Genomic DNA, 21429 nt, shown 5'->3' with positions numbered 1-21429 from the left:
CACTGCGGTTGCAATGGTGTTTATCTCGTTATTCAGTCAGACGTGCGAAAGGTCTACTTGCCGTCAGCGCGGCGCTTTCTTCCGGTAGGATTATTGACCACGCTGGTTTTGTCACCTTCGGTCACGGATTTACGTTGATTTGAGATTTTGTGGTCCAGTCCGAGAATATGACGGGCCTGACGGTTCGATTTCATTCTAACTCCTTAATCCTGTTACTGGTTTCAAGGGCGAGCCCGTATGACAACGGACGAAATACAACCTGATAGAAAGCCGATGTTCAAAAGAACGGCTTTCTGGATGGTCGGTCATTTTATCTGAAAGGTCAATGCTTAAGCGGCAAATGAGAACTTTCCCGTATGTGCCATGCTTTTTCCCAGCCGTCCTATACTTGTAACTCCAACGACAACACAGGAGAACGATAATGACTATCCATAAGAAAGGTCAGGCACACTGGGAAGGCGACATTAAGCGCGGTAAAGGTACCGTATCGACCGAAAGTGGCGTGTTGAATCAGCAACCGTATGGGTTTAATACCCGATTCGAAGGGGTGAAAGGCACCAATCCCGAGGAGTTGATTGGCGCGGCCCATGCGGCCTGCTTCTCAATGGCGCTTTCTCTGATGTTGGGCGAAGCGGGTTTTACGCCAGATGCCATTGATACCACTGCCGATGTTTCTCTGGATAAAGTGGATGCCGGGTTTGCTATCACCAAAGTCGCGCTGCACAGCGAGGTGAGCGTCCCGGGGATCGATGCCGCCACGTTTGACGGCATTATCCAGAAAGCGAAAGCGGGCTGCCCGGTATCGCAGGTGCTGAACGCGGAAATTACGCTGGATTATCAGTTGAAGTCTTAATCGTGGCGTGCCGGATGCGACTGCGTCTTATCCGGCACCAGATGATGTTATTGCGCTACCCAACCGCCATCCATATTCCACGCAACGCCTCGCACCTGCGCCGCGCCGTCTGAGCACAAAAATAGCGCCAGCTCACCCAACTGTTCCGGCGTGACGAATTCGCGCGACGGCTGCTTTTCCGCCAGCAGGGCGTCACGCGCGGCTTCAGGCTCAGCGCCTTCGGCAATTCGTTTATCAATCTGCTGCTGGACCAGCGGTGTGAGCACCCAACCGGGGCACAGCGCATTGCAGGTGATGCCCGTTTGCGCGGTTTCCAGCGCAATGGTCTTGGTTAGTCCCACCACGCCATGCTTCGCTGCCACATAGGCGGACTTCTCTTTTGAGGCCACCAGCCCGTGAACAGAAGCGATATTAATAATGCGCCCCCAGTTACGCTTACGCATGCCGGGAAGCGCCAGGCGCGTGGTGTGAAAGACAGAAGAGAGATTAATGGCGATAATCGCGTTCCATTTATCAACCGGGAAGGTTTCCACCGGTGAAACGTGCTGGATCCCGGCGTTGTTGACCAGGATATCCACACCGCCAAATTCGCTTGCAGCATAGCGCATCATGTCAGCAATTTGCGCTTCATCGCTCAGGTCCGCGCCATGATAGCCCGGCGTTTTGCCATACTGCGCCACGGCGTCTTTGGCGGCTTCAACATCGCCAAACCCGTTAAGGATCAGGGTTGCTCCCGCTTGCGCCAGCACCTGTGCGATGCCTAATCCGATACCGCTGGTTGAACCGGTTACAAGGGCAGTTTTTCCCGTTAAGTTCATGATGATTCTCCTTAAACAATTCCGGTGGTGTAGAAGACGCCGATAACAAACAGCACGGCCAGACTTTTAATGACGGTAATGGCAAAAATCCCACCGTACGCCTGACGATGGCTGAGACCGGTAATGGCCAGCAGGGTAATGACCGCGCCGTTGTGTGGCAGGGTGTCCATACCACCGCTGGCCATTGACGCCACGCGGTGGAAGACTTCAAGTGGGATATTGGCGGCATGGGCAGCGGCAATAAAAGTGTCAGACATGGCGGCGAGGGCAATACTCATCCCGCCAGACGCCGAACCGGTGATCCCGGCAAGCGTGGTGATGCTGATAGCCTCATTGAGCAGTGGATCGGGAATGGCCGCCAGCGCTTTGGACAGCACAAGGAAACCCGGCAGGGCGGCGATCACTGCGCCAAAGCCGTACTCTGATGCGGTATTCATCGCTGCGAGGATCGCACCGCCAACCGCCGTTCTGCTCCCTTCCGCCAGGCGACCTTTAATGTTGCGATAGCCGAAGAGTACCACCAGTAAAATTCCAGAAATCAGCGCCGCTTCTACCGCCCAGATAGCAGTGATTTTACCGACTTCGGTGGTAATCGGTTTGGCAAGACCCGGAAGCTCTAACTGATGCGTGGCGCCATACCATTGGGGGATCCAGCGGGTGAACAGCAGGTTAAATACGCCAACCAGGATCAGCGGAGAGATAGCAATTATCGGGTTCGGCAGATTAATGTTATCTGGCGTTTCGGGCTCGTTTAACAGTTCAGTGCCATATCCTTCATTCTTCGACTGGGCTTTACGACGCTGGCGCTCGAGATAAACCAGACCGACAACGATAATAAACACGGAACCTATCAAACCCAGCCACGGCGCGGCCCAGGCGTTAGTCCCAAAGAAGCTGGTCGGAATAATATTCTGGATCTGCGGCGTGCCTGGCAGGGCGTCCATAGTGAAAGAGAAGGCCCCCAGCGCAACGGTTGCCGGGATCAGGCGCTTTGGGATATTACTCTGGCGGAACAGTTCCGCCGCAAACGGATACACCGCAAACGCCACTACAAACAGCGACACGCCACCGTAGGTCAACAGCGCACACACCAGCACAATCACCGGGATGGCGTGGCGACGGCCGAGAATGTTGATGGCGGCGGCGACAATGGAGCGTGAAAAACCAGATAACTCGATTAACTTGCCAAACACTGCTCCCAGCAAGAACACCGGGAAGTAAAGCTTCACAAAACCGACCATTTTTTCCATAAACAGGCCGGTAAAAGCAGGTCCGACGGCGCTGGGTTCGGTAAGCAATACAGCACCTAATGCCGCGATGGGGGCAAAAAGTATGACGCTATATCCGCGATAGGCTGCCAGCATCAGCAGGCCCAGCGCTGCCAGGGCGATTAATACACTCATCATGACTCCTCAATATCATTGTTATAGTGGGGTACAGAAAGAGAAGTTACGGTTTCAGGGCAAAGCGCAGCTGATGCTCTCTGCGTTGCTGGATATATTCCTTGCGCGAATCATCCCAACGATAAAATCCCTGACCGCTGCGTAAACCGGTATCACCGTTGGCAACTTTGTCAGCGACCAGCGACATCATGTCGCTACCGGTTGCCAGTTCCGGTAGCAGATGCCGACAAATATCCTGCACCGTAGAAAGTCCGGTCATATCTGCCGCCTCCAGCGGACCAACCATCGCATAGCGACGACCAAGCGAGGCGCGCATGACCTGGTCCACCACCTCTGCGCTGGCGATACCGCTTTTGACGATATGCAACGCTTCGCGCAGCAGGGCAAACTGCAGGCGATTACCAACAAACCCCGGTGCGGCGCGATCGAGCACCACGGCTTCCAGTTGCATTGAAAGCAGTCGCTGTTGCAGCGCATGCAGGTATTCTGGCTTCGTGGCCGTGCCGGGGACAATTTCGACCAACGGAATAAAATGCGGCGGGTGCCAGAAATGGGCGATCAGCAAGCGTTCGGGATGGGCGAGCTTTTCTGCCAGCGCATCCGGCGGCAGGCCGCTGGTATTACTGGCAATCACGGCCTCCGGCGCGATCAGCTCTTCCAGTTGCGCATACAACGCGTGCTTGAGTTCGAGTCGCTCCGGGATGGCTTCAATCAGCAACCCACACGCGGCAATATCTTGTAGCGAGGTAGTGCCATGCAGACGGCTCACAACCTGTGTTTTTTCGTCTGCGGCAAACTGTTCGGTAGCAATCAGTTCATCCATAATGCCGCTGGCAACGGCGCCAATGTCCGCAATGCGGCTGCTGTCGGTGTCATACAGCCAGACATCGTGACCATACCGGGCGAAGTGAGTGGCAATACCGACGCCCATCAAACCCGCACCCAGTACGCAGATAGGTTTACTTTGCATGAGATGCCTCCTGAGAACGTTCCACCGCCAGTGCTACGCCCTGACCGCCGCCTACGCACAGCGTAGCCAGCCCTTTGACGGCATTGCTGCGGGACATTTCATGCAGCAGTGTCACCAGAATTCGACAACCTGAGGCACCAATGGGATGGCCCAGCGCAATCGCTCCGCCGTTCACGTTCACCCGATTACCGTCCCAGTTCAGGGATTCGCCAACCGCCAGCGCTTGTGCGGCAAAGGCTTCGTTGGCTTCAATGAGATCGACATCATTTAACGTCCAGCCCGCTCGCTTCAGGCACTGGAGTGACGCTTCTACTGGCCCAATGCCCATAATCGCAGGGTCGACGCCGGAGACGGCGTAGCCCGCCACCCGGCCCATAACCGGCAGGTTGAGTTCTGCCGCTTTGGCGGCGCTCATCAACATTACCGCGGCGGCGCCATCATTGATTGACGAGGCATTCCCGGCGGTCACCGTGCCGTTACCTGGGCGAAATGCTGGCTTGAGCTGCGCCAGTTTATCGGCCTGAGTATCCGGACGTGGCTGTTCGTCATGATCCACTACACGCGGCGGTTTTTTGCCCTGTGGGACGCTGACCGGCGTGATTTCCGCGCTAAAACGACCACCTTCAATGGCGGCGGCGGCTTTTTGCTGGGAGCGAAGGGCAAAAGCGTCCTGCTGCTCACGACTAATGGCAAACTTATCCGCCAGATTTTCGGCGGTAATGCCCATGTGATAGTCGTTGAACGCATCCCACAGACCGTCATGCACCACGCTGTCTTTCATGCTGGCATGACCCAGTCGCAGGCCCGCCCGAGCGCCATCGAGAAAATAGGGCGCATTGCTCATGCTCTCTTGCCCACCGGCAATCACGATTTGCGCATCGCCGCAGCGAATAGCCTGTACCGCCTGATGCACCGCTTTAAGGCCCGAGCCGCACACCAGATTAATGGTTAACGCCGGCGTAGTTACCGGCAGGCCTGCGCGTAATGCCGTTTGTCTGGCCGGATTCTGGCCGCAGCCCGCCGTCAGGACCTGACCTAAAATCACTTCATCAATTTGCTCAGGGGTCACGGCTGTTTTTTCCAGCAACGAACGGATCACCACCGAACCCAGTTCAACCGCCGAAAGCGGCGCCAGTGCGCCATGAAAACTGCCAATCGGGGTGCGCGTTGCCGCGACAATAACAACATCCTGCATGGTCAGCTCCTCAGCTAAAGTGCATTTCGGGGACATTTTCGGGAACGATCAGCTTGCCGGCGGTTCTGGCGACAATCTCATCCACACTGATGCCCGGCGCACGCTCACGCAGAATGAACGCGCCGTCGGCAATTTCCAGTAGCGCCAGATCGGTAAGCACGCGTTTAATGCAGGCTACGCCGGTCAGCGGCAGGGTGCAGGCGGGGAGCAGTTTCGACTCTCCGCTTTTGGAGGCATGCGTCATCACCACGATGATGTTGTCGGCTCCGGCAACCAGGTCCATCGCGCCGCCCATGCCTTTCACCATTTTTCCGGGGATCATCCATGAGGCGATATTGCCGTTAACATCCACTTCAAATGCGCCAAGCACCGTAAGATCAACGTGGCCGCCGCGGATCATGGCGAAAGATTGCGCCGAATCGAAGATCGCCGCACCTTTGCGCGCCGTCACGGTCTGTTTCCCGGCGTTGATCATGTCAGCATCAATTTCATCTTCCGTAGGAAACGGGCCCATACCCAGCAAACCATTTTCCGATTGCAGCATTACGTCCATGCCATCGGGAATATAGTTCGCCACCAGAGTGGGGATACCAATCCCAAGGTTGACGTAATAACCGTCGCGCAGTTCGCGGGCAACACGCATCGCCATTTGTTCACGCGTTAACATGGTCAGGCTCCTTTCTGGCGCAGGGTGCGTTGTTCAATACGTTTTTCAAACTGCCCTTGAATCAGGCGGTTAACGAAAATTCCTGGGGTGTGAATTGCGGCGGGATCCAGTTCTCCGGGAGGGACAATTTCTTCGACTTCCACAACGGTAATACGCCCGGCGGCGGCCATCAGCGGATTAAAATTCTGCGCGGTGTGGCGATAAATAACGTTGCCGTACCAGTCGGCTTTCCAGCCTTTAACCAACGCAAAATCACCGGTTATCGCCTGTTCTAAGATGTAAGGGCGTCCGGCAAACTCGCGAACTTCTTTGCCTTGCGCAACCGGGGTCCCGTATCCGGTTGCGGTATAGAAGGCCGGGATCCCCGCACCGCCCGCACGCAGTTGCTCTGCCAGCGTGCCCTGCGGCGTCAGGATAGCTTCCAGTTCACCATTAAGTACCTGTTGCTCAAAGAGGGCGTTTTCACCCACATAAGATGCGACAACCTTGCGTACCTGGCGCGTTTCCAGCAGTACACCAAGGCCAAAACCATCCACGCCGCAGTTGTTTGACACAACCGTAAGCCCTTGAACCTCCCGACGACGTACTTCGGCAATCAGGTTCTCAGGGATCCCACATAAGCCAAAACCGCCAGCCAGCAACGTCATGTTATCGGTTAGTCCTTCCAGCGCCTCTTGATAAGTGGCAACCCGTTTATCCAGTCCAGCCATACACTTGCCCCTTCTGTTGTCCTTGCTGACATCATTGGGGGTGAAAAATGATTTGTTAATTTTAAATTTGTGACTCACTCATTGGGTTTTTTTATCAATTTAATGTTAATTAAAGGTATTCAACAAGTTAAGGGAATGCGAAATGGGAATGAGCATCAAACATTTACGCGCGTTTTTAGCGGTAGCTCACACTCTGAATTTTGCTCATGCCAGTGAACGACTGAATATGTCGCAACCCGCACTAAGTCTGGCGATTAAAGGACTGGAGGATTCGCTGGGCGGGGCGTTACTGTTGAGAACCACACGCAAAGTGACCCTGACGCAAGAGGGCGAAACGCTGCTGAACATGGGGCGACAACTGCTGGCGGACTGGGAAAATACGGAAGAGGCAATGCGCCAGCGCTTTACGCTACAGCGCGGGAAAATCTCTATTGCCGCCATGCCCTCATTCGCTGCTAACGTCCTGCCATCGGTACTAAAAACGTTTCGGGACTCCTACTCCGGTATCAACGTAACGGTTCACGATGTGATTAACGAACACGTAATTGAAATGGTCAGTGAAGGGCGGGTAGAGATGGGGATTGCCTTTGAGCCGGACTATTCAGGTCATCTGCATTTCACGCCGCTCGGTGTGGATCGTTTTATCGCCATTGTGCCGCCAACGTGTCGGCTGGCGGGCAGGGATCGTATTGCGTGGCGCGAACTGTTAACGCTGGATTTCATCACGCTGCAACGTCCTTCTGCCGTGCGCCTGATGCTGGAAGAACAACTGGTGCAAAGTGGACATACGCTGGAGGTGGCGCTGGAGAGCCATCAACTGGTGACCATTGGCCGGCTGGTAGCCAACGGACTGGGCGGCAGTGCCGTACCCGCCCTGTGCCGCACGCAAATGACCGAGCTGGGCGCAACCTGTATCGATCTGGATACGCCGGTGATCCAGCGGCGGATCGGCGTTTTGCGTTCGGCGCATCATAAGTTGTCCACCGCCTCAGAAGTGTTGGTGGATTCACTGAAAAAGGCCTATTGCGCCTGATGCTCTCACGCATTACGCCAGCCGTTAAGGTTATGCCACCGCCCGCCAGCAGCGAACCTCACATCCGGTGTCACTTTTCAGCAATGGCTGTTTCTGCTCACAACCTCGGGTTGCCAGCGGACATCTGTCACGGAAAAAGCAGCCCTGAGGCAGCGTACGGTTCCCCGGGAGTTCGGTTTTGCGCAACACCAAATCTTCCGCCAGCGGTGCGCCCGTTTTGGGGACCGAGTCCAGTAATAATCGCGTGTAGGGATGAGCGGGCTGAGCGAGTACCTGCTGCGCATCGCCCAGCTCGACAATTTGCCCGAGGTACATTACCGCCACCCGGTCGCTCATATGGCGGACCACTGACACGTTGTGCGATATCAGCACGTAAGTCAGATTCCTGCGCGCCTGCAATGACACCAGCAGGTTGAGAATTTGCGCCTGCACGGAGATATCCAGCGCCGAGGTAGGTTCATCGAGAACAATCACATTGGGCTCTGATGATAGCGCCCGGGCGATGGCAATACGCTGACGCTGTCCGCCAGAAAACGCATGCGGCAGGCGATCGAGGTATTCCGGGCGAATCCCCACCTGGCGCGCCAAATCCTCGGCAAGCATGCGTCGCTCACGCTCCGGACTCCGCTTTTGGATCCACACCGGCTCGGTAATTATCCGCCACACCGGTAAGCGCGGATCCAGCGATGAAAGGGGATCCTGAAAGACCATCTGCATACCGTTGTGCTGCGTGTCCCCCCGGCAAGCATAGTTACCCTGACTGGGTTTCAGCATCCCCATCAGCAGTTGCGCCAGTGTACTTTTTCCGCAGCCGGACTCACCGACAATCCCCAGCGTTTCTCCCTGACGGATCTGTAAATCCAGGCCGTTGAGCGCATGCACCCGTTCCGTTACTTTGCCGAGCCAGTTTTTACGCGCAGGGAAGTTGACATGAACATCCTGCAGCGCCAGTAAAAAATCAGACATGTGTTGTCTCCAGTTGCGGATACCAGCAGGCAGATTGTTGATCCGCGCCTCCCTGACTGCTTAACGCAGGCGTTTCTTCACAACGTGGGCCAGCGGCAAAGCAGCGCTCGCGAAATGCGCATCCGGCCGGTAAACAGGTTAAGTTCGGCACGGTACCGGGAATGGCGGGCAGTAATGCGCGTGGCTCACCGTGTTCCGGCGCGCATTTCAGTAGACCAATGGAATAGGGATGCGTTGGGCGTTGAATAACAGTTTGCGTCGGGCCACTCTCAATCACACTCCCGGCATACATGACGTATAACCGATCGCATAACTGTGAAACCACCGCCATATCATGACTGATAAATAATACGGCTGTCCCGCTGGCGCGCGCTTTTAACTTCAGCAAACGCAGCACCTGCAGTTGTACCGTGACGTCCAGCGCGGTGGTCGGTTCATCGGCAATGATAAGCTCCGGCTCGCACGAAAAGGCCAGGGCAATCATTACCCGCTGACGCATCCCGCCGGAAAGCTCAAACGGGAAACGTTTCATGACTTCCGACGCGTCCGGGATTTGCATTTCGTCGAGTAAAGCGATGGCTTTCTGACGAGCATCCGTGCGGCTTAACGCCTGATGATGGCGAATAACTTCCACCATTTGCTGACCTATACGTCGGGTCGGATTCAGCGCCGTCATGGGTTCCTGAAAGATCATCGCCACACGTGCGCCGCGCCATTGGCGCATTTGCTTCTCGCTGGCGTTGAGCACATCTTCACCCAGCAGCGAAACGCGCCCCTGGTGAATATGATAGCTTCCCTCCGGCAGCAAACGCATGGTGAGCATAGCCGTCACGGACTTACCGGAACCGGATTCACCCACCACGCCAACGATTTCTCCGCGGTTGATATGCAGCGATACATGGTTCAGCGCATGCACGTCAGCTTTATAGCCGGGGAAACTCAGATGCAAATCTTCAATTTCCAGCACAGGTTGTGTCATGACTGTTTTCCTCCGGCTTTCGGATCCAGCAGATCGCGAATACCATCGCCAAAGAGATTAAAACCCACGGCGGTAATCAGAATGGCGGCGCCAGGAAAAGCGCAATACCACCACTGATCAAGCACGTAGTTGCGGCCAATTGCGACCATCGCCCCCCATTCAGCACTGGGCTGCTGTGCGCCCAGACCAATAAACCCGAGCGTGGCGGCCATCAGGATCGCGCTGCCGATGTCCAGCGACGCCTGTACAATGAGCGGCGGCAGAGAGTTACGTAAAATGTGCCAGCTAATCAAATGCCAGCGTGAAGCCCCGTAGGTTCGTGCGGCCTGCACATAGGTAAACTGGCGCACCACTAACGTTTGACCGCGGGCGAGGCGCACATAAAACGGAATACGTACGATGGCAATCGCCAGCATGGCGTTAAACAGGCTTGGACCCAGCGCGGCGGCCAGCGCCATCGTCAGCACCAGCGAGGGAATAGACAGCATAATGTCCATTATCCGCATAATAATCGCATCGGCACGTCCGCCCATGACGCCAGACAGACACCCCAGCAGCGAACCCAATCCCCCGGCAATACCCACCACCACCAGCCCCGCAACGACCGACTGCTGACTTCCCACCAGAACGCGACTGAACAGATCGCGGCCAACTTCATCGGTACCAAACCAGTGCGCGGCTGACGGGGGCAGCAGACGTGCACTCAAATTGATAGCATTGGGATCGTAAGGGGTTAGCCACGGCGACAGCACCATTAGCAGTAGTATCAGTACAATGATGACCCCGCCAACCATCGTCAGTGGGCTGCTTTTCATCATCCAGAACAGTTTAGCCCAGTCCGTGCGGCGGCGTGTTGTCTGAGGGGCGGTCGGCGTTTCTTGTGTGAGCATCATTGTGCGCCTCCACGTCCAATTCGTGGGTCTATCCACAAATAGAGCAAATCCACCACCAGGTTAACCAGCACATAGGCGAAAGAGACCACTACGGCAAATCCCATTACCGCCGGGAAGTCGAGCGCCTGAATCGACGTCACCACCCACGCGCCCATGCCTGGCCAGGCGAAGACCGTTTCAGTCAGCACCGCGCCGTAGAGCAGATCGCCTAATGCCAGGCCGAGAACGGTTATCGAGGGGATGAGCGCATTGGGCAACGCGTAACACAATACGATGTACCAGCCCGGCAGCCCGCTGGCGCGAGCGGTACGAATGTAATCTTCACTCAGTTGCTCAAGCATGGCGGAGCGAATCTGGCGAGCGACAATCCCCAGGTGCACAAATGCCAGCGTCAGTGATGGCAGGATCAGGTGCTGAAGCGCATTGAAAAAGACTTCGCCATTGCCTTCCAGCAGTGCATCTATCAGATAGAACCCGGTAACGTGAGCAGGCGGATCCAGCCAGTCGTCTAAACGCCCGCCGCCGGGTAAAATTTGCAGATGCCCATAAAACAGCACGATAACCCCCAGCCCCAGCCAGAATGCAGGCGTGGAGATGCCGGTGAGCGCCATCAGGCGAACGAGATGATCAAGCCAGCGATTGCGCCATACTGCAGATAAAATACCTAACGGAATCCCAATAATCAGCGCCAGCAACAAGGAGCAGAAAGCCAGCTCAAGGGTAGCGGGGAAGAAAATGCGTAGCTCATCCAGTACCGGACGTCCGGTGCGAATAGAGATGCCTAAATCGCCATGAAAAATGTCGCTGACATAGCGAAAAAACTGCACATACAGCGGCTGATTCAGCCCCAGCTGTTGGCGAATATTTTCGACAATTTCATCGCTGGCGCGATCGCCCGCCAGCAGCCGCGCGGGGTCGCCTGGTATCAGGTGTGAAATAATAAAGGTGATTACGCAAACACCGATAACCACCAGAATAAGTCCCCAGCATCGCTGGCGTAAAATACTCCAGAACGTCATTAGCTTCCCCTTGCGGAGCCAGAGCGGCTCCGCATCATCGTGGCTTATTTACTCATGGTGGAGATATTGAAGACCTGTTCCAGCATCGGATTGAATACAAATCCTTTGACGTCTTTGTTCATCGCCAGCTGATAGTTTTTCTGGAATAGATAGACGTAGGCTGCTTCATCAATCACGATGGTTTGCGCCTGCTGGTAGTCATTGGTTCTGGCAACCTGATCGGTCGTGGCCAGCGCGCTACGCAGGAGTTTATCGACCTCAGCGTTTTCATAGAACGAACGGTTACCCGGCAAGCCTTTCTTGTCTGATTCAAACCAGTAGTTCATAAACATGTACGGGTCGGCGAAGTCCGGGCTCCAGTTGCCAATGGCAATGTCGTAATCGCCTTTACCCACGCGGTCACGCATGGTGGCGTTCGCCAGTTTTTCCAGCTTCACCTTAATGCCCAGTTTGCCAAGGCTTGCCTGGGTCGCGAGCGCGATAGGTTCCCAGTTAGGGTCATTATCAGAGTACAGGAAGCTCAGGCTTTCAGGTTTGGTGGCAACTTTGTCCAGGGCCGCTTTCGCTTTGGCTTCATCGAAGCTGTACTGCATGGCCTTGTCGTCAAAACCCCACATGCCTTCAGGGATCGGGCCACGCATTTGCTTCCCATTGCCGCTCAGGATCCCGTTGACCATGCCTTTATAATCGGTGGCCCACGAGATGGCTCGGCGTAAATCCACCTGATTGAGCGGGGCCTTACTGTTGTTGAGATACAGATAGGTCACGCGCAATGAGGGGTAATCCGCCACGTTCACTTTGCCTTCTTGTTTTAAGGCGGCCAGTTGGTCAACAGGAAGCGCATCGGCAATGTCGATATCGCCACGCGATAATTGCAGGCGGCGGGAGGCGCTTTCACCGATGATTTTCACCGAAACCCGCTTAAACGTCGGTTTAGTGCCGGAATAATGCGGGTTAGGCACCAGCACCAGCTGTTGTCCTTTTTGCCAGCTTTTAAGCATGAATGGCCCGGAACCCGCCGTGTTCTGCGCGAGGAATCCACGGGCATCGTCTGCGGCATGCTCTTTTAAGATAGCCGGGTTAATAATTGAAGCCCCGTCATTTGCCAGCGTATACAGAAACGGAGCAAACGGCTGGCTCAGGGTAAATTTCACCGTGGTGTTATCGATCGCCTCAACCTTCAGATCTTTCGGGAACGCTTCTGCGGGACCCTGACCAATTTTGAGCAAACGTTCGAAGGATTGCTTTACCGCATCAGCCGTCACCGGCGTTCCGTCGGCGAATTTGGCATCGTTTTTCAGAGTAAACGTCCACTCTTTCTGGTCGTCCGAGGCTTTCCAACCGCTGGCTAAATCGCCTTCAACTTCCGTGGAACCTTTGCCACCATCGGTTTTGTACTGAACCAACCGCTGATAAGAGGGATAGGTGACCGTCCAGTCGTTGTTATCGATGGTCACGGCGGGATCGAGCGTCTGAGGATCGGCGGCTTTACCAATCACCAGCATGTCTTTAGGCACGGCGGCCTGCGCGGCGGGCAGGGCAAACGCCAACGCAACGGCTATCAGAGCGGGGCGAAAAAACGCGTTTAACGCAGGTGTAGTCTTCATAACCAGGCTCCAGAATTAAAGGGGATGTTGTGTTGTTATGGGTGAAGCGGGGAAACAGGCTATCTGGTCGTCAAGCAGCGGATAACGAGCGGCATCAGGTAATTCAAAATGCCACCACTCGCTGTTGATACCGACAAAACCGCCCCCGAACATAATGGCATTGAGCAGCAGCCGATTGCGCTGCGCAGCCGGAGGAACAGAAGGGTGCCAGGCATGGGAACGGTCGTGCATTTCATCAAAACCGGCCCCCATATCGAGTAGAACGCCACGATCGTCCATTAACGTAACGTCAATGGCCGTTCCGCGACTGTGATTGGATCCTATCGCCACATCAACAACGTACTGGGGATCAGGACAGGCATTCCACAGTACTGCCTGCGCCTGCTGAGGGCGATACGCGTCGTACACCACCAGCGACAATCCCGCCAGTTGCGCAATACTAATGCTTTTAGCCAGCGCGGTTACCGCCTCGGCGTGCAACAGGCAGCGCGCTTCCCGATAGATAGGCGCACCGGTAATGTTGTCGGCAGTGGCGTATTTAAGATCGATATGCAGCGACGGAAATATCACCGACAGATCGACCAGTTCTGGGGTTTCTGACATAGCACGTTTCCTGTTCATTGTTCGAATTGACCAAATTGTTGTTGTAACTGGCGATTGGTTTGCAGGCGTCCTGCGAGGGAGTCACCCAGTTGGGCCACCACCGCAGAGAGTAATAAATTGAACAAACAACTCACCGGCGCCAGTGAGTCCCAGAAATGTCCGGTGTCGGTTTTTACCTGAAGTAAATCAATAGAATAGTCTCTGGCCCATGGACACCACACATCGGTGATTAGCGCCAGCGGAATGCAACGTTCCGTGGCGACGCGGCAATATTGTCGCGAGATAGCGGAATAGGCGCGCATATCGGTGATCACCACGTAAGGCTGGCTGAATCCCGAATTCAGCGACTCCACCCAACTGCCGGAAAGCCCTTCGGAGTAGCTAACTTTAGGTCGCAGGTATTCCAGGTGACTAAAAAAGGCGTTGGCGATCCCACGGGTGGACTGGATCCCGAGAATATACACGGCTTCCGCATGCGCCAGCTGCTGCGCAATGCGTAAAAACGTTTCGCCTTGTGCAAGTTGATAGACGTGGGTAATGGCGTCGATTTCCAGTAACAGCGACTGCTGCGCGCGATCCGGCAGGCTTTGCTGTTGGTGCCAGGAGTCCAGCCGCTCGTTCATTCCCCAGGGCTGATACGGGACAACGGGTAGCTCTCGCAGACTGGCTTTTGCATCTTCCAGATTGCGAAACCCCAGTTTACGCAGATAGCGTCCAACGGTAATACCGCTGGTTCCGGTTGCTTTAGCGATACCATCCGCGGTTTCAAAAGGGATCTGTACAGCATGGGCTAACAGCCACCCGGCCACGCGCTTTTCGCTGGGCGTCAGCTGGCTAAAGGTCTGCTCTATGCGGGTAAATAACTCAGGTTTCGCTGTCATTACCTTCTCGCTGTTAGTTGTCTGTCAGATTACGGTTCACTGTTAGCAAATTAACAATGCAGGACGCGTGCCAGGTCGGTAACAGCGGCACACTGGCTGTTTTTGTTAAAACAAACTCATATTCGTTAACTAATGATCAACATTTGTGCAGCGTAGTTCAGTTTTGGTGCAGCGGCAGGGGGAGCGGGGCAGGATTCTGTTGATTTCGTCGGAACGATCACATTGTGGCCACGTTTTACGCCCAAACATCAGAATCAGTAATGTGAAATATAAATTTCAGCTATATCCATGGCGGCAATCTTTATTCTCATGATGGTAGGGGTATTATTTTTGCGAACTACATTAACGGTTTGAAGCGCAAGTGTAGATATTATTTATATTATAAATGGAGTTCTACAATGAATAAATTTTCTCTTTCTACAGCTGGTATTCTGGTCGCAGCGCTGTTAACCAGTGTCAGCGTCAATGCAGCAACTGATAACGCTAAAACTGAAGTGACTCCAAAAGGCATGAGCTGCCAGGAGTTTATTGATTTGAACCCGCAAACTATGGCTCCGGTGGCTTTCTGGGTGCTCAATGAAGACGAAGACTTCAAAGGTGGCGATTACGTAGACTATAACGAAACCGTGACGACTGCAGTTCCCCTGACCGTTGAACTTTGTAAAAAACATCCTCAGAGTGAATTAAGCAAAATAAAAGACGAAATCAAAAAAGAATTATCCAAATAAGATTAAGCAGTTATTAAAACCCAGCCAGAGTGCTGGGTTTTGCTATTCGTGACAATGTCACTTATTTGTTTTGTAATACTTAAGAAAACTTTATAAAGATATAAACTCCTGTGCCGATACTGGATAAAAGTTAGCCTTTTGCAGAAGGAGTTTGTATGGCCTGGTATCCTACTCGTATTTCAACGCGTTTAACCATCGGCGGCATTCTGCTGCTTGTAGTCACGAGCCTTGTGATAGTGGTGATTATGCTCTGGCGTGGTCAGCCGCGCGTCGTTGAAATCAACACCGCCCTGATCGAAGAAACAGGGCAAGGTTTAACCCGTCAATTGAGTACCGTATTGTCCAGAATTGAAGGCGAGACCGTCAGCCTGTCACGGCTGGCTGAGGTGCTGCCAAATGATGAATCTCTGTACCAAAACGTCGTTCCACATCTGATTGGTGAAGGTAAAGACTCGATTATCACCGGCGGCGGCATCTGGCCAGAACCTGATGCATTCACCGCTGGTGTAGAGAAAAGAAGCTTTTTCTGGGCGCGTAATGCTGAAGGAAAACTGGTGTATTCCAACGACTACAATGTCGAAGGATCAAGCGGATACCACAATGAAAGCTGGTATCAGCACGCCAAAGGGCAATCACAAAACAACTGCCTATGGTCTGATGTTTACCAGGATGCCAGTTCTGGCGTCAACATGGTGACATGCAGCGTGCCTTATCAACTGGCGGGCAAGTTTGCCGGGGTCGCCACCACCGACATTCGCCTGGATAATGTCGCTACTTTCATGCAGCAGCAGGGCAACAGCACCGGCGGCTACGCGTTTGTGGTAGACAAGCAGGGACAAATTCTCTATTTCCCGCAGGCCGACCTGGCAAAATATAAAACCATTAACGATCTGGCGCAAAGCGCGCAATGGCTTATCCCGGTGGAAAAGGGGCTGAAATCTCTGCGCCCGGCCGATGGGGTGAAGACGATTACGCTTGCAAACGACAACGTTCTGAATACGGCGTCACGGGTAATGCTGTTCCCGATGGCGGATACCGGTTGGGTTGTCGGTCTGGTGACACCTGAGTCGCGTATCGTCGGCCTTGCCAAAGTAATGATGCAGGACGTCCTGGAAGTATTAATCCCGATAATGACGTTGTTGCTGGTGGGATCCTGGCTGGTGGTTCGCCGACTGATTTCACGTCTCGATGATACCCGTCAGGCTCTTGATGACATCGCGCAGGGCGAAGGCGATCTTACCCGTCGTCTGGATGTTCGCGGCAAAGATGAGATCTCTGCTATTGCCGAGGCGTTTAACCTGTTCGTCGATAAAATCTCAGCCATTCTGATCACCGTCAGAAGCAGTAGCACAGTGGTGGCGAATAACGCCGTTAGCCTGGCTGACAGTAATATGGAGCTTTCATCTCGCGTAACGCAGCAGGCTGCTGCTCTGGAAGAGAGTTCGGCGGCTATGGAGCAGTTAAATGCGACCGTTCATCAAAATGCCAGTAACACACAACTGGCGGATGAGCTATCCGACAGTACCGCGCAAACGGCAAACCGTTGCGGCGATGTGATGCAGGGCGTGATCTCTACGATGGATAACGTCAGCGCCTCATCCGGCAGAATGGTGGAAATTGTCGCGGTCATCGACAGCATTGCGTTCCAGACCAATATTCTCGCCCTGAATGCCGCGGTTGAAGCCGCCAGAGCGGGTGATGCTGGCAGAGGGTTTGCCGTCGTGGCCTCAGAAGTGCGCACGCTGGCTCAGCGCAGTGCCACTGCTGCCCAGGAAATTAAAGCGTTGATTGATGAATCCGTTTCTCATGTAGGTAGCGGAAGTCAGCAAATCCACACTGCCGGCGAACGTCTGGGAGAACTGGTGAGCAATGTGCGTCAGGTGCGCCAGTTGATGGGGGAAATACGCGTTGCGGGTGAAGAACAACGTAAGGGCGTTTCCGAAGTTACACTGGCCGTTACCGAAATGGACAGCACCGTTCAGCAAAACGCCTCATTAATTGATGATGCCGCAGCACGGACGCAGGCGCTGAAAGAGGAGGCGGAACAGTTGGCACTGCTGGTCTCATCCTTCAGATTACCTGAGCCTGGCGTTGCCGGATAACCACACCCTATCCGGGTACAGGCAATGTGCCCGGATAACTCCAGTATAATGGCCCTTAAGCAAGATTTTCCGGTTTAACTCCCTTTTATTGTGCCTTATAAGGCTTTGAATCATTCCCCGCTTAACTCTATAATATTGGGTGTAAAGTCGTTTTTATCCCAATAAGAGCCAATATTATGGATTTAACGCTAAATACTGCAGCCGATATCGTCAAACTACTTTGCGACAGGTTGCGTAAAGAACGACTCGCCCGGCAAATGACGCAAGCTGATGTTGCCGCGCGTTCAGGGGTCGGTGTGAATACCGTTTCAAATCTGGAAGCGGGGAAAAATGTAGGATTTGAGAATCTGGTCAAAGTCGCGATGGTGTTAGGCTATGGCGATGCGCTGGAGGGGTTATTCAAACCCAGGATTGATAGTCTCGATGATATTTTGCGTTACGAAAAGAGCGCGGCACGTCAGCGGATCAAAAGGAAAAATTCTGATGCCTGAGCAAGTTGATGTCTTCTATGAAGGCTGGGGTGAGAAATGGCTGTGGGGCAAACTGGTGTCTTCCACAGCCCTGACCGGACGTCCGTTGATCGCCTTTGAATACAGTGAAGAGGCCTTACGTAAGGGGCTGGAACTGTCCCGACTGATGTTACCGCTAAACGGTCCCCGTTTACGCAGGGATTTCCCGGCTCATCAGTTGGGATTACCTGGGCCGGTCTATGATTCGCTACCTGATGGCTGGGGTATGCTGCTGATGGACCGACTATTTAAACGCCGCGGGCTCAACGCAGCACGCATCGGTCCATTGGAGCGCTTAACCTGGGTCGGCAACAACGCGATGGGCGCCATGACATTCCAGCCCGTTCAGTCAGATGTCGAGACGCTGTCAAAAGAGGATGTTCCTCTCGCACAACTGGCCGCGGAGGTTCAGGAAGTCCTGAGCGGGGAAGGCGGGGAATTCTTGCAAAAACTACTCCAGATGGGCGGTTCGCCACAGGGAGCAAGGCCTAAGGCGCTACTTTATCGTGACACTGTCACGTCTAAATTCACCACGGCGCCGCTACCCGGGAGCGAAAGCTGGCTGATTAAATTTCCCGCCAGGCATGAGCATGCTGAGGTATGTGCCATCGAAGCGGTTTATGCTGAATGCTTGCGCCAATGTGGGATCACCACGCCAGACACGGCGTATTTTAATCTGCCCGGCGGACAGGCTGCATTTGCCACTCGCCGTTTCGACCGTGACCAGTCGATACGTATTCCTATGCAGAGCCTGGCGGCACTTACCGGGGCAAATTACCAGATACCCGGCGCTTTAGACTACCGGGATTTTCTGCGCGCTACGCAGATTTGTACCAATGATGTCAGAGAAAAGGCAAAAGCGTTCGAACGCGTGGTTTTCAACGTGGCATTTAACAATCGCGACGATCATCCGAAGAATTTTGCCTATTTAATGTCAGCCGATGGAAACTGGACTCTGGCTCCGGCCTACGACGTCACCTGGTGTGAAGGGCCTGGTGGATATCACCAAATGGACGTACTGGGAGAGGCGCTGGATATCGAAAGAAAGCACCTTCTGTCGCTAGGCGTTCAGGAAGCTGAGTTATCTGCTGATCATGTGAACGGCATAATCGAAAAGGTCTGTCACTCTGCCACAGGATTGAGCGCTGTCGCCAGGGATAAATATCCCGATCAGATAACGCAATCCACGCTGAATACGATACAGAAACAAATTAATGATAATGTCCGCCGGTTAATGTCCCGGTGACGCAGATATAGCCGCTACACTTACCGGAGAATTAAAGCTGAGCGGGGCAATGTTATGGCTGAATTTGTCTTGGGTATGCTGCAACACACACCAGTTTGGGTGTATCTGTTGTTTGTCTTTCTGCTTTACCGGGGGATTAAAGCCAGAACGCCCGCCACCGTCACGCTGGAAAAACTGGCGCTAATCCCCGCTATTTTTCTGTTCTGGGATATCTACGATTTAATCACTTATCGTGATCCGACCCTCATTACCTATATACAGTGGGTAATAGGTATTATCAGTGGCGCGATAATTGGCTACATGTTGATTAACCCCAGCCGTTTGAGTCGAGGTAGCGCACCGCGGAGTATTCACCGTCCGGCGGACTATTCCGCATTGCCGTTTATGCTGCTGGCATTCAGCGTTAAGTACGTACTTGGCGTACTTAACGCCGTTTCCCCCGACGTTTTACGCCAGCCCGCAATGAGTGCCATGGCTATCATTACTGGCGGCATCTTCGCCGGTGTTTTTGTGGGGAAATTTAGCCGCTACGTGAGCGTCTGGCTCAGGCTTCGCGGTCAGGACAACCATTAGCGCCCCCAACGATTGCGAATGTAGGTCACGGCTTCCTGCGTTTGCGGCTGATTAAGGTAATCTTCGCGAAACAGAATTGTGCCATTAATGTGCGGTTCAGACTCGTTCAGATCGAGCTGTTTTTTCAGCTCCGGTACGCCGCCTTTGACCGTCCAGTCCGGCTCTTTTCGCGACGGTTCGCCGACTTTATACAGCGCCACCCCAATATACAGGCGGGTGTTGGTTGATTTGACGACATCAGCCCACCATTTTGCCAGTACATCGTAGCGCGCCGCGTCGCGGGCAAAAGGCCAGTACAGCTGCGGAGCGATGTAGTCCAGCAGACCTAGTTGCACCCAACGACGGGTGTCAGCATACGATTCATCATACGCTGCCGCACCGCGCGTGTCGGAACCTGCCGGATCGTGCGAACGGTTGCGCCACACGCCCGCAGGACTGACGCCAAACTCGACTTCAGGTTTGAGTTTCTTGATGGTTCGCGAAACCTGAGCGATCAGACGTTGCGTGTTATCCCGCCGCCAGTCCGCTTTGGAAGCGAATCCCTGGCCGTATCTTCTGAAGGTCTGAGTGTCGTTGAGCGCAGATCCGGGAGACTCGGTATAGAAGTAATCATCAAACTGCACGCCGTCAACCGGGTAATTCTCAACGACTTCAGCCACGATGCTGGTTATCCAGTCACGCACTTCGGGAATACCGGGATCTAACACAAAACGCTCACCCGAGGTGCGGATCCAGTCCCGGTGCAGGACATAAACGCTGGAGGGCGTCTGCGTCAGGGTATTGTTTAGTTCGGTGACCGTCGAAGGCCTGGTGTTCACGGACACACGGTAGGGGTTAAACCAGGCATGGACTTTCATGCCGCGTTTATGCGCTTCATCGAGCATAAACTGGAGCGGATCGTAACCCGGATCCTGACCAATCCTACCGGTCAGGGTATCTGACCATGGCAAGATTTTAGACTGCCACAACGCGGTGGCATCAGGTTTCACCTGGAAAAAAACGGTGTTAATACCAAGCCGCTTCAGGTTGTCCAGCTTGTCCGTCAGCGCTTTTTGCTGCTGGCTGATGCGAGCGGCAGGCGAACTGATGTTGACAGATGAAATCGGCGGCCAGTCCAGACGCGAAACCGTTGCCAGCCAGATACCACGCACCGGCTCCTTGCTTTGCTGTGGTTTACTCACCGGAGGCTGTGGCGTAACTCTGGAGCCGGGCGGTTGCGATGAACAACTGCCCAGTAGCAACATACTGCCTACCAGCAGCGCGAACCACTTCATGTTGGTTAGCGGCAGCCTGGCGCGGTAACGGGCGAGAACATTCGCCAGTTTTTTCTGATAATTTCCTGAAATAAAACCGGATGCTGACATCAGATTTTGCTCTTAATTCTTCTTGTTGCGGCTGTTAGCCCATGGGTCGAAGGCCGGTTCGGGGGGGGTGTTTGAGACCTGGTCATGCAGCGAATCAAGGTACAGCGCTTCGACTTCTGCCCGCGCCCACGGCGTACGGCGCAAAAACTTCAGACTGGATTTAACGCTCGGTTCATTTTTAAAGCAGTTGATATTAATGCGTTGCGCCAGTTCAGCCCAACCATAACGATCAACCAGGGCATTGACCTGCATTTCAAGCGTTACGCCATGTAATGGGTCTTTAGAAATATGAGCATTCATATGAAGTCCA

At 54.0% G+C, this 21429-nt stretch carries 23 protein-coding genes; 7 read left to right on the top strand and 16 right to left on the bottom strand.

The window, feature by feature from the left end:
• Positions 1 to 53 precede the first annotated feature (53 nt).
• Entirely contained in the window at positions 54 to 194 is a 141-nt protein-coding gene (gene sra / locus WHR59_RS12185) for a stationary-phase-induced ribosome-associated protein (RefSeq protein ID WP_043016306.1), read from the bottom strand.
• Positions 195 to 421: 227 nt separating this feature from the next.
• Here sra and osmC point away from each other — a divergent pair, with 227 nt between their 5' ends.
• The gene (gene osmC / locus WHR59_RS12180) at positions 422 to 853 is read left to right on the top strand and encodes a peroxiredoxin OsmC (protein WP_042308368.1); all 432 of its coding nucleotides are present in this window, start codon (positions 422 to 424) and stop codon (positions 851 to 853) included.
• A gap of 47 nt (positions 854 to 900) precedes the next feature.
• Here the strand turns inward: osmC and WHR59_RS12175 are convergent, their stop codons facing one another.
• The 6 genes from WHR59_RS12175 to WHR59_RS12150 are packed head-to-tail and all read right to left on the bottom strand — an operon-like array spanning position 901 to position 6616.
• Complete coding sequence (locus WHR59_RS12175; RefSeq protein WP_043016307.1) at positions 901 to 1671, bottom strand: 3-hydroxybutyrate dehydrogenase; 771 nt, start codon at positions 1669 to 1671, stop codon at positions 901 to 903.
• A gap of 11 nt (positions 1672 to 1682) precedes the next feature.
• Positions 1683 to 3077: a GntP family permease gene (locus WHR59_RS12170; protein WP_196770167.1), complete on the bottom strand. Its 1395-nt coding sequence runs from the start codon at positions 3075 to 3077 to the stop codon at positions 1683 to 1685.
• Between the two features lie 43 nt (positions 3078 to 3120).
• On the bottom strand, positions 3121 to 4044 hold the full coding sequence (locus WHR59_RS12165; RefSeq protein WP_043016309.1) for a 3-hydroxyacyl-CoA dehydrogenase family protein: 924 nt from the start codon (positions 4042 to 4044) through the stop codon (positions 3121 to 3123).
• Positions 4034 to 5239: an acetyl-CoA C-acetyltransferase gene (locus tag WHR59_RS12160; RefSeq protein WP_043016310.1), complete on the bottom strand. Its 1206-nt coding sequence runs from the start codon at positions 5237 to 5239 to the stop codon at positions 4034 to 4036. The genes WHR59_RS12165 and WHR59_RS12160 overlap by 11 nt, the downstream gene beginning before the upstream one ends.
• 10 nt (positions 5240 to 5249) lie before the next feature.
• Positions 5250 to 5906 carry a CoA transferase subunit B gene (locus WHR59_RS12155; RefSeq protein WP_047411246.1) on the bottom strand — a complete coding sequence of 219 codons (657 nt, stop codon included), beginning with the start codon at positions 5904 to 5906 and terminating at the stop codon, positions 5250 to 5252.
• A 2-nt stretch (positions 5907 to 5908) separates the two neighbouring features.
• The gene (locus WHR59_RS12150; RefSeq protein WP_043016312.1) at positions 5909 to 6616 is read right to left on the bottom strand and encodes a CoA transferase subunit A; all 708 of its coding nucleotides are present in this window, start codon (positions 6614 to 6616) and stop codon (positions 5909 to 5911) included.
• 142 nt (positions 6617 to 6758) lie between these two features.
• On the opposite strand from WHR59_RS12150, the gene WHR59_RS12145 reads away from it, so the two are divergent.
• Positions 6759 to 7649, top strand: a complete 891-nt coding sequence (locus WHR59_RS12145; protein ID WP_286523326.1) for a LysR family transcriptional regulator — start codon at positions 6759 to 6761, stop codon at positions 7647 to 7649.
• 30 nt (positions 7650 to 7679) lie between these two features.
• Here WHR59_RS12145 and WHR59_RS12140 read toward each other — a convergent pair whose 3' ends face one another.
• From WHR59_RS12140 to WHR59_RS12110, 7 genes are read right to left on the bottom strand one after another with little or no spacing between them, the layout of a single operon-like run.
• Positions 7680 to 8615 carry an oligopeptide/dipeptide ABC transporter ATP-binding protein gene (locus WHR59_RS12140; RefSeq protein WP_172863032.1) on the bottom strand — a complete coding sequence of 312 codons (936 nt, stop codon included), beginning with the start codon at positions 8613 to 8615 and terminating at the stop codon, positions 7680 to 7682.
• The gene (locus WHR59_RS12135) at positions 8608 to 9594 is read right to left on the bottom strand and encodes an ABC transporter ATP-binding protein (protein ID WP_043016315.1); all 987 of its coding nucleotides are present in this window, start codon (positions 9592 to 9594) and stop codon (positions 8608 to 8610) included. Before WHR59_RS12135 ends, WHR59_RS12140 begins: the two co-directional genes overlap by 8 nt.
• The gene (ddpC, locus tag WHR59_RS12130) at positions 9591 to 10487 is read right to left on the bottom strand and encodes a D,D-dipeptide ABC transporter permease (protein WP_043016316.1); all 897 of its coding nucleotides are present in this window, start codon (positions 10485 to 10487) and stop codon (positions 9591 to 9593) included. Before ddpC ends, WHR59_RS12135 begins: the two co-directional genes overlap by 4 nt.
• Positions 10484 to 11506 carry an ABC transporter permease gene (locus WHR59_RS12125; RefSeq protein ID WP_338843058.1) on the bottom strand — a complete coding sequence of 341 codons (1023 nt, stop codon included), beginning with the start codon at positions 11504 to 11506 and terminating at the stop codon, positions 10484 to 10486. The genes ddpC and WHR59_RS12125 overlap by 4 nt, the downstream gene beginning before the upstream one ends.
• A 44-nt stretch (positions 11507 to 11550) precedes the next feature.
• Positions 11551 to 13113 carry an ABC transporter substrate-binding protein gene (locus tag WHR59_RS12120; RefSeq protein WP_080625191.1) on the bottom strand — a complete coding sequence of 521 codons (1563 nt, stop codon included), beginning with the start codon at positions 13111 to 13113 and terminating at the stop codon, positions 11551 to 11553.
• 15 nt (positions 13114 to 13128) lie between these two features.
• Complete coding sequence (gene ddpX, locus WHR59_RS12115) at positions 13129 to 13716, bottom strand: D-alanyl-D-alanine dipeptidase (protein WP_087050545.1); 588 nt, start codon at positions 13714 to 13716, stop codon at positions 13129 to 13131.
• 14 nt (positions 13717 to 13730) lie between these two features.
• The gene (locus WHR59_RS12110) at positions 13731 to 14597 is read right to left on the bottom strand and encodes a MurR/RpiR family transcriptional regulator (protein WP_080625189.1); all 867 of its coding nucleotides are present in this window, start codon (positions 14595 to 14597) and stop codon (positions 13731 to 13733) included.
• 398 nt (positions 14598 to 14995) lie between these two features.
• On the opposite strand from WHR59_RS12110, the gene hdeB reads away from it, so the two are divergent.
• The 5 genes from hdeB to WHR59_RS12085 all read left to right on the top strand — a co-directional run bounded on the left by hdeB (position 14996) and on the right by WHR59_RS12085 (position 19755).
• Positions 14996 to 15325 carry an acid-activated periplasmic chaperone HdeB gene (gene hdeB, locus WHR59_RS12105; RefSeq protein ID WP_043016321.1) on the top strand — a complete coding sequence of 110 codons (330 nt, stop codon included), beginning with the start codon at positions 14996 to 14998 and terminating at the stop codon, positions 15323 to 15325.
• Between the two features lie 155 nt (positions 15326 to 15480).
• Complete coding sequence (locus WHR59_RS12100) at positions 15481 to 17427, top strand: methyl-accepting chemotaxis protein (RefSeq protein WP_087050546.1); 1947 nt, start codon at positions 15481 to 15483, stop codon at positions 17425 to 17427.
• A gap of 176 nt (positions 17428 to 17603) precedes the next feature.
• Positions 17604 to 17918 carry a helix-turn-helix domain-containing protein gene (locus WHR59_RS12095; protein WP_032943458.1) on the top strand — a complete coding sequence of 105 codons (315 nt, stop codon included), beginning with the start codon at positions 17604 to 17606 and terminating at the stop codon, positions 17916 to 17918.
• A complete protein-coding gene (locus WHR59_RS12090; RefSeq protein ID WP_047411265.1) occupies positions 17911 to 19182 on the top strand; it encodes a type II toxin-antitoxin system HipA family toxin in 1272 nt (423 codons plus the stop codon). Before WHR59_RS12095 ends, WHR59_RS12090 begins: the two co-directional genes overlap by 8 nt.
• A gap of 54 nt (positions 19183 to 19236) precedes the next feature.
• Entirely contained in the window at positions 19237 to 19755 is a 519-nt protein-coding gene (locus tag WHR59_RS12085) for a DUF6622 family protein (RefSeq protein WP_075146170.1), read from the top strand.
• Here WHR59_RS12085 and WHR59_RS12080 read toward each other — a convergent pair.
• Both WHR59_RS12080 and WHR59_RS12075 read right to left on the bottom strand, forming a co-directional pair.
• Positions 19752 to 21119: a glycoside hydrolase family 10 protein gene (locus WHR59_RS12080; RefSeq protein ID WP_338844050.1), complete on the bottom strand. Its 1368-nt coding sequence runs from the start codon at positions 21117 to 21119 to the stop codon at positions 19752 to 19754. The two genes, WHR59_RS12085 and WHR59_RS12080, sit on opposite strands and share 4 nt — an antisense overlap.
• Before the next feature lie 12 nt (positions 21120 to 21131).
• Positions 21132 to 21419 (bottom strand): VF530 family DNA-binding protein, encoded by a 288-nt coding sequence (locus tag WHR59_RS12075; protein WP_087050548.1) that lies wholly within the window; start codon positions 21417 to 21419, stop codon positions 21132 to 21134.
• Between the last annotated feature and the right edge of the window lie 10 nt (positions 21420 to 21429).

Origin of the sequence: Citrobacter europaeus, from assembly GCF_037482245.1 — a bacterium.
Classification (GTDB): domain Bacteria; phylum Pseudomonadota; class Gammaproteobacteria; order Enterobacterales; family Enterobacteriaceae; genus Citrobacter; species Citrobacter europaeus.
Note: the sequence above shows the minus strand (reverse complement) of the source record. Positions and strands in the feature narration are given on the sequence as shown.

Bases quoted from the DNA above. Each gene is read 5' to 3' on its own strand.
- sra (WP_043016306.1), bottom strand. From the start codon at position 194: ATGAAATCGAACCGTCAGGCCCGTCATATTCTCGGACTGGACCACAAA.
- osmC (WP_042308368.1), top strand. From the start codon at position 422: ATGACTATCCATAAGAAAGGTCAGGCACACTGGGAAGGCGACATTAAG.
- WHR59_RS12175 (WP_043016307.1), bottom strand. From the start codon at position 1,671: ATGAACTTAACGGGAAAAACTGCCCTTGTAACCGGTTCAACCAGCGGT.
- WHR59_RS12170 (WP_196770167.1), bottom strand. From the start codon at position 3,077: ATGATGAGTGTATTAATCGCCCTGGCAGCGCTGGGCCTGCTGATGCTG.
- WHR59_RS12165 (WP_043016309.1), bottom strand. From the start codon at position 4,044: ATGCAAAGTAAACCTATCTGCGTACTGGGTGCGGGTTTGATGGGCGTC.
- WHR59_RS12160 (WP_043016310.1), bottom strand. From the start codon at position 5,239: ATGCAGGATGTTGTTATTGTCGCGGCAACGCGCACCCCGATTGGCAGT.
- WHR59_RS12155 (WP_047411246.1), bottom strand. From the start codon at position 5,906: ATGTTAACGCGTGAACAAATGGCGATGCGTGTTGCCCGCGAACTGCGC.
- WHR59_RS12150 (WP_043016312.1), bottom strand. From the start codon at position 6,616: ATGGCTGGACTGGATAAACGGGTTGCCACTTATCAAGAGGCGCTGGAA.
- WHR59_RS12145 (WP_286523326.1), top strand. From the start codon at position 6,759: ATGGGAATGAGCATCAAACATTTACGCGCGTTTTTAGCGGTAGCTCAC.
- WHR59_RS12140 (WP_172863032.1), bottom strand. From the start codon at position 8,615: ATGTCTGATTTTTTACTGGCGCTGCAGGATGTTCATGTCAACTTCCCT.
- WHR59_RS12135 (WP_043016315.1), bottom strand. From the start codon at position 9,594: ATGACACAACCTGTGCTGGAAATTGAAGATTTGCATCTGAGTTTCCCC.
- ddpC (WP_043016316.1), bottom strand. From the start codon at position 10,487: ATGATGCTCACACAAGAAACGCCGACCGCCCCTCAGACAACACGCCGC.
- WHR59_RS12125 (WP_338843058.1), bottom strand. From the start codon at position 11,506: ATGACGTTCTGGAGTATTTTACGCCAGCGATGCTGGGGACTTATTCTG.
- WHR59_RS12120 (WP_080625191.1), bottom strand. From the start codon at position 13,113: ATGAAGACTACACCTGCGTTAAACGCGTTTTTTCGCCCCGCTCTGATA.
- ddpX (WP_087050545.1), bottom strand. From the start codon at position 13,716: ATGTCAGAAACCCCAGAACTGGTCGATCTGTCGGTGATATTTCCGTCG.
- WHR59_RS12110 (WP_080625189.1), bottom strand. From the start codon at position 14,597: ATGACAGCGAAACCTGAGTTATTTACCCGCATAGAGCAGACCTTTAGC.
- hdeB (WP_043016321.1), top strand. From the start codon at position 14,996: ATGAATAAATTTTCTCTTTCTACAGCTGGTATTCTGGTCGCAGCGCTG.
- WHR59_RS12100 (WP_087050546.1), top strand. From the start codon at position 15,481: ATGGCCTGGTATCCTACTCGTATTTCAACGCGTTTAACCATCGGCGGC.
- WHR59_RS12095 (WP_032943458.1), top strand. From the start codon at position 17,604: ATGGATTTAACGCTAAATACTGCAGCCGATATCGTCAAACTACTTTGC.
- WHR59_RS12090 (WP_047411265.1), top strand. From the start codon at position 17,911: ATGCCTGAGCAAGTTGATGTCTTCTATGAAGGCTGGGGTGAGAAATGG.
- WHR59_RS12085 (WP_075146170.1), top strand. From the start codon at position 19,237: ATGGCTGAATTTGTCTTGGGTATGCTGCAACACACACCAGTTTGGGTG.
- WHR59_RS12080 (WP_338844050.1), bottom strand. From the start codon at position 21,119: ATGTCAGCATCCGGTTTTATTTCAGGAAATTATCAGAAAAAACTGGCG.
- WHR59_RS12075 (WP_087050548.1), bottom strand. From the start codon at position 21,419: ATGAATGCTCATATTTCTAAAGACCCATTACATGGCGTAACGCTTGAA.